At 68.5% G+C, this 17,128-nt stretch carries 11 protein-coding genes; 7 read left to right on the top strand and 4 right to left on the bottom strand.

Features of this window, described 5'->3' with window-relative positions:
• The first annotated feature begins 163 nt into the window (after positions 1-163).
• Positions 164-2,269, top strand: a complete 2,106-nt coding sequence (locus EFL95_RS05020; RefSeq protein WP_183407036.1) for a fibronectin type III domain-containing protein — start codon at positions 164-166, stop codon at positions 2,267-2,269.
• A 68-nt stretch (positions 2,270-2,337) separates the two neighbouring features.
• Positions 2,338-4,767 carry a fibronectin type III domain-containing protein gene (locus EFL95_RS05015; RefSeq protein WP_123232957.1) on the top strand — a complete coding sequence of 810 codons (2,430 nt, stop codon included), beginning with the start codon at positions 2,338-2,340 and terminating at the stop codon, positions 4,765-4,767.
• 82 nt (positions 4,768-4,849) lie between these two features.
• On the opposite strand, the gene EFL95_RS05010 is transcribed toward EFL95_RS05015, so the two are convergent.
• Positions 4,850-6,781 (bottom strand): ATP-dependent DNA helicase, encoded by a 1,932-nt coding sequence (locus tag EFL95_RS05010; RefSeq protein WP_246004811.1) that lies wholly within the window; start codon positions 6,779-6,781, stop codon positions 4,850-4,852.
• A gap of 183 nt (positions 6,782-6,964) precedes the next feature.
• Here EFL95_RS05010 and EFL95_RS05005 point away from each other — a divergent pair, with 183 nt between their 5' ends.
• Genes EFL95_RS05005 through EFL95_RS04990 form a run of 4 tightly spaced genes read left to right on the top strand, consistent with a single transcriptional unit; the run spans position 6,965 to position 10,917 of the window.
• Positions 6,965-8,041 (top strand): ABC transporter ATP-binding protein, encoded by a 1,077-nt coding sequence (locus tag EFL95_RS05005; protein ID WP_123232956.1) that lies wholly within the window; start codon positions 6,965-6,967, stop codon positions 8,039-8,041.
• On the top strand, positions 8,038-9,222 hold the full coding sequence (locus tag EFL95_RS05000; RefSeq protein WP_123232955.1) for an ABC transporter substrate-binding protein: 1,185 nt from the start codon (positions 8,038-8,040) through the stop codon (positions 9,220-9,222). The genes EFL95_RS05005 and EFL95_RS05000 overlap by 4 nt, the downstream gene beginning before the upstream one ends.
• Before the next feature lie 25 nt (positions 9,223-9,247).
• Positions 9,248-10,114 (top strand): ABC transporter permease, encoded by an 867-nt coding sequence (locus tag EFL95_RS04995; RefSeq protein WP_246004810.1) that lies wholly within the window; start codon positions 9,248-9,250, stop codon positions 10,112-10,114.
• Entirely contained in the window at positions 10,111-10,917 is an 807-nt protein-coding gene (locus EFL95_RS04990) for an ABC transporter permease (protein ID WP_123232954.1), read from the top strand. The genes EFL95_RS04995 and EFL95_RS04990 overlap by 4 nt, the downstream gene beginning before the upstream one ends.
• A gap of 1,409 nt (positions 10,918-12,326) precedes the next feature.
• Here EFL95_RS04990 and EFL95_RS04980 read toward each other — a convergent pair.
• Both EFL95_RS04980 and EFL95_RS19385 read right to left on the bottom strand, forming a co-directional pair.
• On the bottom strand, positions 12,327-13,049 hold the full coding sequence (locus tag EFL95_RS04980) for a LemA family protein (protein ID WP_123232952.1): 723 nt from the start codon (positions 13,047-13,049) through the stop codon (positions 12,327-12,329).
• A 72-nt stretch (positions 13,050-13,121) separates the two neighbouring features.
• Positions 13,122-14,864, bottom strand: a complete 1,743-nt coding sequence (locus EFL95_RS19385; protein WP_183407035.1) for a DUF2207 domain-containing protein — start codon at positions 14,862-14,864, stop codon at positions 13,122-13,124.
• A 121-nt stretch (positions 14,865-14,985) separates the two neighbouring features.
• Between EFL95_RS19385 and EFL95_RS19380 the strand changes: the two genes are divergently transcribed.
• Positions 14,986-16,482 carry an Ig-like domain-containing protein gene (locus tag EFL95_RS19380; protein WP_183407034.1) on the top strand — a complete coding sequence of 499 codons (1,497 nt, stop codon included), beginning with the start codon at positions 14,986-14,988 and terminating at the stop codon, positions 16,480-16,482.
• A gap of 44 nt (positions 16,483-16,526) precedes the next feature.
• Here EFL95_RS19380 and EFL95_RS04965 read toward each other — a convergent pair whose 3' ends face one another.
• Positions 16,527-17,087, bottom strand: coding sequence for a TetR/AcrR family transcriptional regulator (locus EFL95_RS04965; protein ID WP_148044975.1), 561 nt, complete (start codon positions 17,085-17,087; stop codon positions 16,527-16,529).
• Between the last annotated feature and the right edge of the window lie 41 nt (positions 17,088-17,128).

Raw genomic sequence — 17,128 nt, 5'->3', positions numbered from 1 at the left:
GCACTTTTCGGGGCACCATGGGCATATGACTCTGGGGCGAGCGTTTCTCGTGGCTGCCGTGTGCGCGGCTACGGCGGTTGCGTCACCGGGTTTCGAGGCTCGCGCTAGCGCGCTCGCACCTCAACCAACGAAGGCAGCCGGCGCGCTCGCACCTCAACCAACGGTGCCCACTGCACAGTCGTGGCTGACAGCCGACGAGATGGCCAAGCCGCACGCCCGCCTCGCCCAACAGGCAGACGCCAGCCAGGCCGCCGTCGACGCGGCGCTCTCCCTGCACAGCCGCTCCAGCTCGAGCAAGAAGATCTACCTCGACTTCGACGGCTTCAACGTCGCCGCCGGCACCGCCTGGGCGAGCACCATCTCCACCGGCAACAAGGGCGGCTTCAGCCTCGACGGGTCCGCGAACCCGGGCTTCACCCAGACCGAGCTCGACTACATCACCAAGGTCTGGACGATCGTCGCGGAGAAGTACTCCCCGTTCGACCTCGACGTCACCACCGAGAACCAGAGCGACGACGCGCTGACCCGGACCAGCGCCGGGGACACCGCCTACGGCACCCACGTCGTGTTCACCGACGACCAGACCGCCCGGCCCTCCGGTTGCGGCGTCGCCGGGTGCGCGGGCATCGCCTGGGTCGGGGTCTTCGACAACGTCGAGACGCTGAACAAGTACGAGCCCGCCTGGGTCTACACGACGCTGAACTTCGGCTCCGGCGATGTGCAGCAGACCGCCGGTCAGGCCGCGAACTCTGCGGCCCACGAGGTCGGTCACACCCTGGGCCTGCACCACGACGTCACCAACGCCCAGCCGAGCGGCTACTACGGCGGCCACGACATCTGGAGCCCGATCATGGGTTCCTCCAGCCGCGCGGTCCAGCAGTTCGACGACAACGGCTACCCGGACGCGGCCACCCCCGGACAGGTTGACCCGACCGACGGCACCACCGCGGACCCGGACGACTTCGACGTGATGACCAAGTCCGGGATCAGCTACCGCCCCGACACCGAAGGCGGAGCGCTCGGTGCGCCGTACACGGCGGACGGGGTGATCACGACCGACGCGGACACCGACACCTACACGGTCAACCGTTCCGCATGCACAGGCGCGGTCACGGTCGCCGCGACCGGCATCGGGATGGGTCAGACGCTCGACCTCAAGCTCACCATCGGCGGACCGAGCGGCACCCTGACCGACTCCCCCACCACCGGGTCGGTCTCCACCCTCCCGAACACGCCCACCGGGATGGACGCCTCGGTCAACGTGCCGAGCGCCTCCAGCGGGACGATGTCGATCCAGGTCGAGGGCGTCGGCGACGCGACCTCCGGCTACTCCGGGTACGGAAGCGTCGGGCAGTACCACCTCGCGGTGACGGGTTGTCAGTCGAGCGGGGCGATCGCCCCCACCGCGCCGACGTCGGTGACCACCACCCCGAACGCGCACACCACGACCGGGTCGGTCTCCTGGAGCCCGCCGAACGACCCGGGCACCTCGCCGGTGACCAGCTACACCGTCTCCGGCGTCCCCGGCGGCCCGTACGTCGTCAACGCGCCGACGACCAGCAAGTCGCTGACCGGGCTCAACCCGGGAACGACGTACACGGTCGGCGTCACCGCCTCGAGCAACGACGGCACCTCGCCGGCGGCGACCAAGTCGCTGCGCGTCGCGACCTGGGCGCCGACCGCGACTCCCGGTCTCACGCTGACGCCGCACAAGTCGAGCGTCGACGTCGCCTGGACCGCGCCGTCGAACCCGGGCAACGCGATCCCGACCGGATGGCACGTCACCCTCTACAGCGCCAGCCACGTCGCCCTGCTCACCGCACCGGAGACTCTGGCCACGACCGGTACGACGATCACCGGACTCTCGCCGGGCAGCTACTCGGTCGAGGTCTACCAGGACGCCACCTCCGACGACGGGACCAAGTCGGCGACCGCCTCGAAGTCGTTCAAGACCCTCACGGCGCCGAGCGCCCCGAAGATCGGGACGGCGGCCTCCGGCGCGAGCGGCGGGGCCGTCAACGCGCTGGCCCGCTGGGGTGCGCCGTCGAGCACCGGTGGGTCGGCGATCACCGGTTACCGGGTCTACGCCTACAAGCTGAGCTCGAAGGGCACCGTGGTCAGTTCCAAGTACTCAGCGATGCTCGGGGCGAGCACGCGCAGCTACCGCTTCACACTCTCCGCCGGGACGTACAGGTTCCGGGTCGCTGCCTATAACGCCGTTGGAAAGTCCTCGTACTCGGCGTACTCAGCGAAGGTTTCCGCGCGATAGCGCGGTGTTCCTCAAAATTCATCGGGGTTCCGGCACCAACTCGACCCGGATGTTGCAGGATTCTCCGCATGCGCATCTCTCGGTGGACGTTGGGGCCTGCACTCGCCCTGTCCCTCTCCCTCATCACGTACCCGGCTGTCGGTCAGAGCTCGACGCCGACCAACCCGTCGCCCGCGAAGGTGGCCGTCCACGGCAAGGCGACCGCTCTCGCCAAGCCGTCGGTCAAGCTCGACGGCCCCAAGCGCGGCAAGGCCGCACTGAAGGCGCTCGGGAGCCAGCTCTCCACGGCCGCGAAGATCAACGGCAAGAGCACCGCGAACCTGCAGCGCGTGCTCGGCCACGACCCGACGGCCTGGCTCAACCCGGAGGGCCGGCTGTTCTACGCCGACAAGTTCGACCGCCCCAAGCTGTCGGCGCGCACCACCACCGGTAGCGCGGCCGCGTCCGTCCCGCCGGCGCCGAAGCCGCTGAGCCAGACGTTCCTGCTGCACAGCATCCCGGGCGGCGCCGACCACACCATCTACCTGGACTTCAACGGCGTCTCCCTGAGCAGCAACAGCGACTGGACCCAGGTCGGCTGGAAGACCGGCACCTACCAGGGCTTCAGCCTGGACTCGGACTACTCCACGTTCTCCGACGCCGAGAAGGCCTACATCCAGCACGTCTGGGACGTCGTCGCCGAGAAGTACTCGCCGTTCGACATCGACGTGACCACCCAGGACCCGGGCACCGCGGCGTACAACCGCGCCGGCTCCGGTGACCCGACGTACGGCGACCACGTGGTCTTCACCGACGTGAAGACCGGTAGCGGCGCCAAGCCCAAGGCGGTCTGCCCCGACGGCTGCGACGGCATCTCCTTCACGGGCTCGTTCGACGACGTGAACGACAACTCGAACGCCGGCGAGCCGACCTGGATCTACACCGACTCCTACGACTGGTACTCCGGGATGGCCGGCGAGATCGCCTCGCACGAGATCGGCCACACCCTCGGCCTCGAGCACGACGGCCTCGGGACCGGCGACGGCGACTACGGCTCGGGCAACGACGCCTACTACCAGGGCAGCGACCTGTGGTCCCCGGTCATGGGCGCCGGCGTCGGCGCGCTGCAGCAGTTCAGCAAGGGCGAGTACGCGAACGCCTCGAACACCGAGGACGACTTCGCGGTCATGCAGACCCACGGCGTCTCGCTGCGGACCGACGACCACGGCGGCCTCGACACCCCGACCGACCTGGGGTCCCAGCTGACGTACGACGTGCACGGCGTGATCGAGAGCGCAGCGGACACCGACGTCTTCAAGATCACCCGGTCGTGCGGGACCAACACGCACTTCCGTCTGGTCGGTGAGGGCGGCGACCAGACGCTTGACCCGCACGTGATCGTCTGGAACAGCACCGGCACCAGCCAGCTCTTCGACAGCGCGGCCTGGATCTACGCGGACACGACCAGCTACCCGCGCGGCCAGCGCGGCCAGGTCGCCCAGTTCCAGACAGCGCTCGCCGCGGGCACGTACCTGGTGCAGGTCGAGGGGACCAACCAGGGGACCTTCGCTGACGGTGGTTTCTCCGACTACGGCAGCGTCGGCCAGTACGAGCTCACGGTCAGCGGTTGCGCCGGCGTGACCGGTGCGGCTCCGGACGTCCCGGCGTCGCTGACCGCGACCCAGACCCCGAAGACCGGCACCGTGACCCTGAACTGGGACGCGCCGCCCTCCCCGGGTGACGGCCCGGTCACGTCCTACCGGATCACCGGTGGCCCGTCGGGTCCGGTCAACGTCGCCTCCACCGACCGTTCCGTCGTGCTCACCGGGCTCGACCCGGGCGTGAACTACGAGTTCGGCGTCGCCGCGGTGAACGCATTCGGTCCCGGGCAGCCGTACACGCTCGAGTACCAGCTGCAGACCTGGGTGCCGACGACGGCTCCGAAGATGACGGCCACGGCCTACGGCACCACGGTGACGCTGAAATGGACCGAGCCGTCCAACGCCGGCCGGGCCGTCGGTGACCACTGGCAGGTCAACGTGTTCGTCGGATCGAACGCGGTCGACTCCTTCCCGGTGGAGTACGGGAGCCCAGGCGTGAAGTACACCGGCGTCCCGCCGACCCGCCTCACGATGACGGCGCAGCTGTACTACACCGCCGACATCGGCACCCGGAGCCCGACCGTGAAGAAGACCTTGGACGTCGGCCCGTCCACGCCGCACATCGGCACCGCGTCCAGCGGGGCCAGCGGTGGGGCGATCAACGCGGTCGCCCGTTGGGGAGCTCCCACGGCGCTGCGCGGCTGCAAGATCACCTACTGGGTGGTCGCGGCGTTCAAGGTCAGCAGCACCGGCCACACCGCCACGAACCCGTCGTACGTGTCCGGGCACAAGTCGTCGAGCACCCGCTCGCTGACGGCGCCGCTGTTCGCGGGCAAGTACCGGTTCCGGGTGCAGGCGGCCGCCTGTGGAGGCTTCACGAACGTGTCGTCGGCCTCCAACATCGTGACCGCGCGCTAGCAGCTCCGAACGGGGTTTCGACAGGCTCAACCAGCTCGCTGGTTGGGCCTGTCGCGTGCTGGTTGAGCTTGTCGAAACCGCTCTAACGCCCGCTGAGCCGGGTCAGCGCCTTGCTCACGACGTCCGGGTCGGTGGTCATCCACATCGGCGGCAGGCTGGCCCGCAGGAAGCCGCCGTACCGGGCAGTGACCAGGCGCGGGTCCAGGATCGCCACGACACCGCGGTCGGTGGTGGTCCGGATCAGCCGGCCGGCGCCCTGGGCCAGGAGCAGCGCCGCATGCGTCGCGGAGACGGCCATGAAGCCGTTGGCCCCGGCCTTGTCCGCGGCCAGCGCCCGTGCGGACATCAGCGGGTCGTCGGGGCGCGGGAACGGCACCCGGTCGATCAGCACCAGCTGGCAGGTCTCCCCCGGCACGTCCAGTCCCTGCCACAGCGACAGTGTGCCGAACAGGCAGGTGTGCGGGTCCCCGACGAACTGGCGGGCGAGCTCGGGCAGCTGGGCGTCGCCCTGGCAGAGCGTGGTCAGGTGCGGCAGGCGTTCGCGGACCTCCTCGGCCGCCGCCTCGGCGGCGCGGCGACTGGAGAACAGCCCCAGCGTGCGGCCGTCGGCGGCGTCGACCAGGTCGACGATCTCGTCGAGCTGCGCCTTCTGGAGGCCGTCGCGTCCCGGTTGGGGCAGGTGCTTGGCGACGTACAGGATCGACTGCTGGCCGTAGTCGAACGGCGAGCCGACGTCGATGCCCTCCCAGCTCTCGCCCTCGGCCTTGGGGCTCAGCCCGAGCGAGCCCGCGACGACACCGAAGTCGCCGCCGAGCTTGAGGGTGGCGGAGGTGAACACCGCAGTCTTGTCGGCCAACAGCTTGTCGCGCATCGGGCCGGCGACCTCGAGAGGCGCAACGCAGAGCCGGTTGCCGCCCCGCTTCGCCTCGGCCTGGGCGACCCAGAGGACGTCGCGGTCCGAGGCCGCGGCCATCCGCTCGGCGGTCTTGAACAGCTCCTGGGTCCAGCCCTTGGCCTGGGTGATGCCCGCGTCGTCGCCGGTGTCTTTCGGGAACGCGCTGACGCACGCCCGAGCAGCGTCGCGCACCAGGATCAGCGCGTCGGACAGGTCCTGCGGGATCGGGTCCAGCCGTCCCGACGGAGCCGCGTCGACCGCGAGCCGCAGCGCATCGGCGGCGTCGGCCAGGTCGTCCGCCTCGCCGTCGGTGTGCTTCACCGCGCGACGGGCGGTCCGCTCGACCTCGTTCGCGGACAGCTCGTCGGTGGCGGCCTGGGTGACCCGGGCGGTCAACTCGTGCGCCTCGTCGATGACCACGACGTCGTAGTCCGGGATCATCGGCACGCCCTCGATGGCGTCGATGGCCAGCAGCGAGTGGTTGGTGACGATCAGCTGCGAGCGGGCCGCCTTGTCGCGAGCGCGCTCGGCGAAGCACTCGGTGCCGTAGGGGCACTTGGCCGCCCCCAGGCACTCGCGGTGGCTGACGCTGACCTGGCGCCAGACCCGGTCGGTGTGCCGGGGGGCATGGTCGCGCTCGCCGGTGCCGCCGCCCTTGGCCTCGTCCTCGATCCACTCGCGCATCGCGACGACCTCGGCGCCGATGGAGCCCTCGGGCAGGTCGACGAGGGTGCCCTGGTCGTCCGGGACGCCCTCGCGGACCCGGTGCAAGCAGGCGTAATTCGAACGGCCCTTGAGCACCGCGTACGTCGCGTCCTCGTGCAGCACCTCGGAGGCTGCCTCGACCAGCGCCGGGATGTCCCGCTCGACCAGCTGGTGCTGGAGCGCGAGCGTCGCGGTGGCAACCACCACCCGGTCCTTGTGCAGGAGCGCGGGCACCAGGTACCCGAGCGACTTGCCGGTGCCGGTTCCCGCCTGGACGAGCAGGTGCCGGCCGGACTCCATCGCGTCGACGACCGCCTCGGCCATCTGGATCTGACCGGGTCGTTCCTGCCCGTTGACCGCCTCGACGGCCGCTGCGAGCACCTCGCGGACGGACGGGCGATCGGTTTCGGGCACGGGGGAACCTTACGTCCCTTCCTCATCGAGCCTGTCGAGATGTCCGCAGGTCAGCGGGTGGTTTCGACAGGCTCAACCAACACAACCCATCAGGCTCAACCAACAAGGCGCGGGGTCACCGTTGCGTCTCGGTCTAGCGCGGATGCTTGTCGTTCAATGGTCTGCCCCCATACCTTCTGATTCATGCGAGACGGTGCGGTTTCGCCATCGATCCGGTTGACGGATCTGGCCAAGTCCTTCGGATCCGTGCGCGCGGTGGACGGGGTCAGCCTCGAGATCGCGGACGGTGAGTTCTTCTCCATGCTCGGACCTTCGGGTTCCGGCAAGACCACCGTGCTGCGGATGATCGCCGGGTTCGAGCAGCCGACGGCCGGCTCCATCGAGCTCGCAGGGCAGTCCGTCACCGACCTGCCGCCGTTCGCCCGCGACGTGAACACCGTCTTCCAGGACTACGCGCTCTTCCCGCACATGAGCGTGGCCCAGAACGTCGAGTACGGCCTGCGGGTCAAGAAGGTGAAGAAGGCCGAGCGCCGTGCCCGGGCCGCCGAGGCCCTGGAGACCGTGCGCCTCTCCCACCTCGCCGACCGTCGACCCACGCAGCTCTCCGGCGGCCAGCGCCAGCGCGTCGCCCTGGCCCGCGCCCTGGTGAACCGACCCAAGGTGCTGCTGCTCGACGAGCCGCTCGGCGCCCTGGACCTCAAGCTGCGCCGCGAGATGCAGATCGAGCTCAAGCAGATCCAGCGCGACGTCGGCATCACCTTCGTCTTCGTCACCCACGACCAGGAGGAGGCACTCACGCTCTCCGACCGGATCGCGGTCTTCAACGACGGCCGGATCGAGCAGGTCGCCACTCCGCGCGAGCTCTACCAGAACCCGAAGAGCTCGTTCGTCGCCGCCTTCGTCGGCACCTCCAACATGCTCACCGGCCCGGCCGCCCGCGCGGTGTTCGGCCGCGAGGGCACCCTCAGCATCCGGCCCGAGAAGATCCACCTCGGCGACGTACCGGACCCGGGCGCGTCCACCGTCACCGGAACCGTGCGGGAGGTCGTCTACCTCGGCTCGGCCAACCACTACGTGGTCGACGTCGACATGCCCTGGGCGGGTGATGCCCCCCAGCTGGTGGTGATGCGCCAGAACTTCCACGACTCCGACGACCAGCTGAGCAGGCGCGGCGAGAAGGTCCGCCTGGCCTGGTTGCCGGAGCACGTGATCGAGCTCCCGGGAAGCAGTGAATCCACACCGATTGAGGAGACCGCATGAGATCCGTACGCACACTGGCCACCGCTGCCGCCGTCGGGGCGATGATCCTGACGTTCGGGGGTTGCGGTTCGTCAGACGACAACAAGTCGAGCAACGGCGGCGCGACGTTCACCCCGCCCGACCTGCCGATGAAGAAGTCGCTCGGCAAGGGTGAGGGTGCGGTCAGCATCCTGGCCTGGGCCGGGTACGCCGAGAAGGAGTGGGTCACTCCCTTCGAGAAGGCGACCGGCTGCAAGGCCACGGTCAAGTACTTCAACACCTCCGACGACGCCGTGAACCTGATCAAGAGCGGCGACTACGACGTCGTCTCGGCCTCCGGTGACGCGAGCCTCCGGATGATCGCCGCGGGTTCGGTCGAGCCGGTCAACACCGACCTGGTGCCGAACTACAAGGACGTCTACCCGTTCCTCAAGGACCGGCCGTGGAACTCGGTCAACGGCCAGATGTACGGCATCCCGCACGGCTACGGCGCCAACCTCCTGATGTGGAACAAGAAGGACGTGAACCCGGCCCCGACCGACTGGAGCGTCGTGTTCGGCCCGGACGCGGCCAAGTACAAGGGCAAGGTCACCGCGTACGACTCGCCGATCTACATCGCCGACGCCGCGCTGTACCTGATGAACACCAAGCCCGACCTCAAGATCAAGGACCCGTACGCCCTGGACCAGAAGCAGCTCGACGCCGCAGTCGCGCTGCTGAAGGAGCAGAAGAAGAACGTCGGTGAGTACTGGTCGGACTACGCCAAGGAGCAGTCGGCCTTCGAGACCGGCGACACCGTGGTCGGCACCACCTGGCAGGTCATCGCCAGCGCCGTCGACCCGAAGAAGGCCGACGTCGAGGCGATCCTGCCGGACAGCGGTTCCACCGGCTGGTCGGACACCTGGATGGTGGCGACGAAGTCGAAGCACAAGAACTGCGCCTACCTGTGGATGAACGACATCATCAGCCCGAAGGCGAACGCTGCCGTCGCGCAGTACTTCGGTGAGTCGCCGTCCAACCCGAAGGCGTGCGAGTTCGCTGCGAAGGGCTTCTGCGACACCTACCACGCAGGTGACGCGGCGTACGCGGCGAAGATCCACTACTGGAACACGCCGACCGCGGCGTGCCTGGACGGTCGTAAGAACGTGAAGTGCACCGACTACCAGCAGTGGACGCAGGCCTGGACCGAGGTCAAGGGATAGCCACCTGACCGCGACCCCAGCACCGGTGCAGGACGTCCCGCGCAAGCGGGGCGTCCTGCACCGCCATCCCCGGCTCCGGCTGGGACTGCTGCTCTCTCCCCCGATGCTCTGGCTCGGGGTCGCCTACCTGACCTCGCTCGCCGTCCTGCTGATCACCGCGTTCTGGACGACGAACACCTTCACCACCGAGATCGAGCGCGTCTGGAACCTCGACAACTTCCGCCAGCTCTGGAACATCGACGTCTACCGGACGATCACGATCCGCACGCTGTGGATCGCGGTGCTGGTCACCGTGGTCGACGCACTGATCGCGTTCCCGATCGCGTTCTTCATGGCCAAGGTCGCCTCCCGCCGCTGGCAGCGGGTACTGCTGATCGCCGTCCTGATGCCGCTGTGGGCCTCCTACCTGGTCAAGGCTTACGCCTGGCGCGCGATGTTCTCCGGCACCGGCCCGCTGAACTGGGCGCTCGACCCGATCGGGCTACACCTCGGCTACGGCCTGACCGCCACGGTCATCACGTTGGCTTACCTCTGGCTCCCCTACATGATCCTGCCGATGTACGCCGGGCTGGAGCGCGTCCCCGACTCGGTCCTGGAAGCCTCGGCGGACCTCGGAGCCAAGGGCGGTACGACGATCCGCCGCGTGGTGCTGCCGATCCTGTGGCCGGCCCTCTTCGCCGGCTCGATCTTCACCTTCTCGCTGACGCTCGGTGACTACATCACCGTCAAGATCGTCGGCGGCACCAACCAGATGATCGGCAACGCGGTCTACGACAGCGCCCTGACCGGCAACAACCTGCCGTTCGCCGCAGCGCTGGCCTGCGTGCCGGTCGTCATCATGCTCGTCTACCTGGCCGCGGTCCGGCGGACCGGAGCCCTGGACAACCTATGACCATCTCCCGGACCACCAAGATCGTCCTCGGCGTGCTGACCGCGCTGGTGCTGGCGCTCGTCTACCTGCCGCTCGGCATGGTCATCCTCAACTCGTTCAACACCTCCAGCTCGTTCAGCTGGCCGCCGAGCGGTCTGACGACCAACTGGTGGCACGCCGCCTGGCACAACCCGGACGTGCGCGACTCGCTGCGGCTCTCCCTCGAGGTCGCCGCGATGTCGACGGTGATCGCGCTGGTGCTCGGCACGATGGCGGCCCTCGCGCTGGCCCGCTACCGGTTCTTCGGCCAGGACGCAGTCTCCTTGCTGATCATCCTGCCGATCGCGCTGCCCGGCATCGTCACCGGCCTGGCGTTCCAGAACCTCTTCCGCAGCATCCTGAACATCGACCTGGGCTACTGGACGATCGTGGTCGCGCACGCGACGTTCTGCATCGTCACGGTGTTCAACAACGTGCTCGCGCGGCTGCGACGCGTCGGCGGCAACCTCGAGGAAGCCTCGATGGACCTGGGCGCCGGCACGTTCACCACGTTCCGGCTGGTCACCTTCCCAGCGCTGCGCTCCGCGTTGCTGGCGGGCGGCCTGCTGGCCTTCGCGCTGAGCTTCGACGAGATCATCGTGACCACGTTCACCGCCGGCGGCGGCACCCGCACGCTGCCGCTGTGGATCTACGACCACATGTTCCGACCGAACGACGCCCCGGTGGTGAACGTCGTCGCCGCCGCCCTGCTGGTGCTGTCGATCGTGCCGATCTGGCTCGCGCAGCGGCTCAGCCAGGGCGAGGAGATGGTCGGCGCCCGCTGACCAAGTGCCGCGTCCGCTCGGGTTCCCGCAGTCCAGCCGTGTGTGAACCTGCGGTTATCCACAGGCGCGATTTCTCGTTGCCCGCCGCCGTCTCGACTCTTGCTACGTTCCCGGATCTCATCCAGTCGTTCGACTGAATGAGTTCGTCCACGAAAAGGAGACGCGGGGGATGTTTGGTCCGAGACTAGGTTATCGACGATGGCTTCTTCCAGTGATTGCGCTGGCCGCGGTCGCGGGGTCCGTCGGAGCATCGTTCGCATTGTCCAGCGCTGACCGGGACCCGGTGCGCACCGCCGATCAGGTCTACTCCAAGAGCATGTCTTTGGAAACGATTTCCAAACTCTCGCAAGGAAAGCCGGGACAAGTCGCTCCGCCCTGTCCGGATGAAGAGACGGTGAACGAGCTCAAGATCCGGAACCTTCCCATCGGACCCTGCGACCCATTGCCGGAACCAGGCCAACCAGTCGTGCTCCCGAAAGAGGGTTCCACGACACCACCGTCTGAGGATGGACCGAATGCTGTTCTCTGCGGCCGCGTCATGGCGGGGGCGTTGAGCGTCACCTTGCCCTGCAGTGCCGGTCTCCGCGTGCTCGAGACCTCCTACCCAACGGTTGCCGGCGAGAAGTGCGCTCGCGTCTCCTGGATTCCGCAGACGGGCGCCAGTCCCATCGTCGACACCCTCTGCCCAAGCAGCCCGAAGGCCACGAGCGGGGCGGCACTCACCGCTGCCGATGCTCATTCCCCGACGAGCAGCGTCGGTGTTCGATGATGCGGCGACCGGCGTTCATTTCCGTCGCGACCGTCGTGATGCTTGCAGTGTCGATGGCAAGCTCTGCCGCTGCTAACCACTGGAACCACGACCCTGGCCACAATGTCCACTGGACCAACAGCAGTCCTTCCTTCCCTCGCGGCTACGTCTACTGGGCGGACCTCACGGGCCCGGAGTGGCCTGTGTACTCGGCAGCCATCGAGTGGGACCGCTCCACGAGGCTGGACGCGGTCTACGTTGGGGCGGGCTCGTCGTGTCCGAGTACTCCGCACTGCGTCACGGTGAGGCAAACCGCGCTCGGCACTTCGTGCAGCGGCACGCTCGGTCAAACGAACGTTTCGTACTACTCGGCGACCGGCCATTTGGAAACGTCGACTCGCGTCGACCTTAGTTCCGCTTGCTCGACGTCAAGCGCGTCCAAACGGCGAACCATCACGTGCCACGAGCTCGGACACTCGATCGGCATGGACGAACAGAGGACCGCTGACGACAGCTGCATGGTGGACCCGTACGTCACGCCGCACACACTCCCTAGCGCGCATGACTTCCAATCGATCGCAACCGTCTACAACCACGACGACTAAGGCCGTTCATGGGAAAGGCCGGCCCGATCCGTGAGGATCGGGCCGGCCTTTATCGATCAGGCCGGCGGTGCGCTCGGCGGCTCGGGAGCGGGCGGCGGCTCGGAGGCAACGGGCGGCGCCGCGGGAGCAGCCGGAGCTGCCGGGGCCGCGGGAGCAGCCGGAGCAGCCGGAGCGGCGGGTGCGGCCGGCGGCGGCGGCGCCGCGGGCGGCGTACTGGTGCCGAAGTCCACGGTCGGCGGAACGTTCTGGCCGGCCGGGGCTTCGTAGAACTGGCGGGTGCCGACGCCGGCCATTCCGGAGAAGAACATCCACGGGATCGTGCGCACCAGCTTGTTCAGCGTCGCGACCGCGTCGTTGTAGTACTGACGCGCGAACGAGATCTGGTTCTCGGTGTCGGTCAGCTGCTTCTGCAGGTCGAGGAACTGGACGTTCGCCTTGAGGTCCGGGTACGCCTCGGCAACGGCGTTGACCTTGACCAGCGCCTGCTGCATCGCGGCGTCGGCGGCGGCCTTGGCCGGCACGTCGTCGCTCTTGGCGGCCGCGGCCAGACCGGCCCGGGCGGCGGTGACCTCGTCGAAGACGGCACGCTCGTGAGCGGCGTACCCCTTCACGGTCTCCACCAGGTTCGGGATCAGGTCGGCACGACGGGTCAGCTGCACGTCGATGCCACCGAGCGCTTCCTGGGCGCTGATGTCCGTGCTGCGCAGCTTGTTGAAGCCCGTGATGCCGAAGATGACCAGCAGCACCAGGACGACGACCACGATGATCGCGATCAGCATCGCTTACTCCCTCTGTTTGGGTTCACACCATCTAACTAGAACTTGGATCGGTTTGGTTCCCCAGCAACCGCTCTACCAGGACCCGCCGCCGCCCCCGCCGCCTCCGCCGCCACCGCTGAAGCCACCACCGCCGCCGCCCGAGGACGACGAGGACTGGGTCGCCTCGTAGGAGGAGATCGCGGAGTTCACGGTCGAGTCGAAGCTGTCGACCATCTGGTTCACGTAGTTGCCGGTGTGCGCGCCGTAGTACACCGGGAGCCAGCTCGGCGCGGGCGGCTCCTCACCGGTCTCCACGCGGTACTTCTTGGCCCACTCGTCGGCGCAGTCGAAGGCCACCGCCCACGGCAGGTACGCCGTGTAGAGGTCCTTGCGGCCGGAGAAGTCGAAGCGGTCCTGCGCCGACGGTGTCGACAGGATGCGCTTGAACCCGCCGACCCGCGACCAGACGTCGCGACCCGCCGGGGTGCGCTTCGTGCCGGCGCCGGAGAAGCCGACCGCGACCGCGCCGACGGCGAACAGGCCCGGGACCAGCGCCAGGATCGACATGTTGAACGGATTCCACGCGCCGAGCGCGATGGTGGCCGCACCGAGCACGATCAGCACGAAACACCCGGCTCCGCCGAGACCGCTGGTGATCATCAGCCCGGAGGTCTTCGCCCACGCCTTGGTGTTGGCATCGAAGGAGGCGAGCGTGTTCTTGAGCTTGAGGCCGGCCGAGACCGACTTCGACGAGGCGCTGAACGACTGGCCCGCGCCGACGACGTTGAGCTGCGAGCCGACGAGCTGGGTGACGCCGTCGACCTTGTTCCAGGCGTCCGCGTCCTCGGTCCCGGTCAGGCTCCAGGACTTGTCGGCCTGGTCGAGCTTCACCGCGCCCTTCTCGGCGGCGTACATCATCGTCGCCACGAACGCCTTGCGCTCGACCTTCTCGGTCAGCAGGTACGCCGCCTGCGCCGGACCGATACCGTCCGGCGGCGCGTACATCAGCGGGAAGGACGGGTCCTTCTCCTTCGTGGACTGGCTCAGCGCCGTACCGGCTCCGCCGAGCAGCACCGAGGCGACCAGGACGATGCCGAGCAGCACCGGGTGGGTGCCCAGGATCGGGTCGTACTTGTCCGCCCACGGCAGCGAATCGGTCGACGGGGTGGGAACGTCCTGGTCGACCTTGATGGTGACCGGGGTGTGCGGCGCCAGCTCGCCGGTCTTCACCTCGAGCTTCTTGGTCCCGCTCCCCTCGGCCGAGCACGGGGTGCCCGTGCCCAGACCCACCGCGCACTTGAGGTTCTCCCCGTCGGCGGGCAGGGTCACCACCAGGTCGGACTTCGCGATCGGCATCAGCCAGCCGGACGGGATCAGCTGCCAGTAGAACTGCGACTTGGCACCGTGGAAGCCCGGGGTCATCGCGCCCTCGATGACGTAGCTGATCCGGTAGTCGTGGGTCCCGGTGAACGTGACGCCCGCGCTGCCGATCTTGATGTTGCGGTACCGCCCGCGGCTCTCCTTGAGCACCTGGAAGGGCTCAGGGTTGCCGTCGCGGGTGACGCGGATGTCGGTGGGGATGAGCCGGTTCTTGGTGACGTTCGGGTCGCGGGTGTCGAAGAACCGGAAGATGCCGTGCCGGTACTCCGGGAACGTCACCGTCAGGTCCTCGGTGACCTGGAGCCTGCCGTCCGCCTTGAGCGTGAAGTCGGCGAGGTAGTTGTCGATCCGCGCGGTCTCGTTGGAGTCGCCGCCGGAGCTGAAGTCGATCGCGCCGCAGGCCACGACCGCGGCGAGCACCAGGAGTCCGAAGATCGTGGCCACGAGACGCTTCATGGCGCTGACCCTACGAGATCGGGGGGCCGAGATGGTCTAGATCACAGTCCGGTTTCGCGTGATGCATCCGGAGTTCGCCCGTGAGACACCGAACACCACTACCTCACAAGGAGAACTCACCATGACCCGAGACCTGTGGAGCCGGAAGGCACGGTTGGCCATGGCCACCCTGCTGGTCGGCGCTTGGGGATCACTCGCGACGGTCATCACGCTCGGCCCCGCTGGCGCAGCCGACCCGTGCACACCGACGCAGCACTCCGACGCGATCAAGACCTTCACCCTCGACGACACCACCCTCCAAGGCAGCCAGACCGTGCGCGTCGACTTCACGGGCGCGCTCCCGGACGGTTCGTGCGCCGGTGACACGGTGGTCATCACCGCCCCGTCGAACTTCCCGTTGCGCAACGGCACGACGCCCCTGCTCGATGCCGACGGCGTGCAGCTGGGCACGATGACGGTGGCCGACGACAACGTCGTCACGATCGTCTTCAACGACTACGTGGAGACGCACGACAACGTCACCTTCGGCGGTCACTTCTACGGCAGGCTCACCGGCGGGCAGCCCGAGCAGGGGTACGACCTGCGCTGGGATCTCGGCGACGGGCAGTCGATCGCGACCCCGGTCACCACCAACACGTGCACCGGGTGCACGGATCCGCGGACGAGGGGCCAGAAGTCGGTCGCCCTCACGGCCGATCATGAGATCCACATCTTCTTCGACTCGCCGATCACCACCGCGGCCGACCAGGTCGTCACGTTCACCGACGTCGTCGGCCCCGGCCAGCGGATGGACTGCACCCGGTTCAGCGGCTCCGTCGGGACGATCGCTCCTTGGGGGAACCTCGTGCTCACCGGGAGCGCTCCGTTCACCCTGGTCTCCTGCGACGAGGCCGGCTTCACCGCCACGATGACCTCGACCGCAGCTGGTCAGTACCTCGACCTGCAGGGGTATGCGATCACGACGGAGGACCGCGCGACGTACCCGGACTCCGGAACGGTGACCCAGAACGGACACACCGACCAGGTCAGTGCGGTCGCGCGTGAATACACCGTCGGCGCCAACGGCTCCGGCGACGTCAAGCCGGGCGACGAGAGCGAGGAGCCGACGCCGACTCCGACCGACACCCCGACCACGGACGTCCCCACCCCGACCGACACCCCGACGACCGACACTCCGACCACGGACGTCCCCACCCCGACCGACACCCCGACGCCGACCGACACTCCGACCACGGAACCTCCGACGCCGACGGACTCGCCGACGACCGGCGAGCCCACAGGCGAGCCGACGACCGAGCTGCCGACCGACGGCCCGGGCACCGACCTGCCCACGGACGGGCCGGCGACCGATCCCACCTCGTTGCCCGGAGGGAACGAGTCCACACCGCCGACCACCGAGCCCACCGACCCGACTGAAAGCCCGAACACCGGAGGCTCCACGCCGCCTCCGCCTTCGGAGAGCCCCAACCAGCCGGAGATCAACGTCGGCGGCGGCAACCTGCCGCCAACCGGACTCGGCTCCAACACCGCAGCTCTCGCCACCGGTGGAGCAGCCCTCCTCGCAGGAGGCGTCGTCCTCGTCTGCGCCAGCCGTCGTCGTCGCGTCAACCCGAGCTAGCGGCGACGACTGAGCCCGCCGTCCCCGCACCAGGGGCGGCGGGCTCACCCCTTTCCGGAGATCAGTCGCCTCAGGGTCGCGCGCAGCGCGTGCTCACCGGCCTCTCCATCCGCGACTCCCGACAGCTCGAGGCTGACCAGGCCGTGGACCGTGCTCCACAGCTGGCGCGCCAAGACGCCTGGGGTCTCCGCGCCGACGCCGCTGTCCAACGTCCTGGCCGCTGCCGCGGTGAGCAGGTCGAGGGTCCCCTTGGCCTGCTCAGCACGATGGGCGCTCTCGCCGTTGGCGGCGTACATGATCGAGTACAGGTGCGGGTTGTCGACGGCGTTCGCCCGGTAGGCGACGGCCAGCGCGATCAGGTCAGCCGCCGGGTCCGCGCTCGCGGCGACCGCGTCCAGACGAGCCGCCTGCCGGTCGAACCCTTCGGTGACCACGGCTTCCATCAGCTCGGGCATGGACCCGAACCGGGTGTAGACGACCATCGTGGAGACACCCAGGGAGCTGGCCAACCGGCGCGTGCTCAGCCCGCCCAGGCCCTCCTCGGCGAGGATCCGGGCCGCGGCCTCGATGAGCTGGTCCCGGGTAGCAACTTCCGCACGTGCCATGTACACACCGTTGCCACAACGGGCCCAGAGCAAACGCTCCG

It is taken from the genome of Nocardioides marmorisolisilvae (assembly GCF_003725775.1).
In the GTDB taxonomy this organism is placed as follows: Bacteria; Actinomycetota; Actinomycetes; order Propionibacteriales; family Nocardioidaceae; genus Marmoricola; species Marmoricola marmorisolisilvae.
This window is presented reverse-complemented; position numbering and strand designations above follow the sequence as displayed.

Bases quoted from the DNA above. Each gene is read 5' to 3' on its own strand.
- EFL95_RS19380 (WP_183407034.1), top strand. From the start codon at position 14,986: ATGACCCGAGACCTGTGGAGCCGGAAGGCACGGTTGGCCATGGCCACC.
- EFL95_RS05000 (WP_123232955.1), top strand. From the start codon at position 8,038: ATGAGATCCGTACGCACACTGGCCACCGCTGCCGCCGTCGGGGCGATG.
- EFL95_RS19385 (WP_183407035.1), bottom strand. From the start codon at position 14,864: ATGAAGCGTCTCGTGGCCACGATCTTCGGACTCCTGGTGCTCGCCGCG.
- EFL95_RS04990 (WP_123232954.1), top strand. From the start codon at position 10,111: ATGACCATCTCCCGGACCACCAAGATCGTCCTCGGCGTGCTGACCGCG.
- EFL95_RS05015 (WP_123232957.1), top strand. From the start codon at position 2,338: ATGCGCATCTCTCGGTGGACGTTGGGGCCTGCACTCGCCCTGTCCCTC.
- EFL95_RS04980 (WP_123232952.1), bottom strand. From the start codon at position 13,049: ATGCTGATCGCGATCATCGTGGTCGTCGTCCTGGTGCTGCTGGTCATC.
- EFL95_RS05005 (WP_123232956.1), top strand. From the start codon at position 6,965: ATGCGAGACGGTGCGGTTTCGCCATCGATCCGGTTGACGGATCTGGCC.
- EFL95_RS04965 (WP_148044975.1), bottom strand. From the start codon at position 17,087: ATGGCACGTGCGGAAGTTGCTACCCGGGACCAGCTCATCGAGGCCGCG.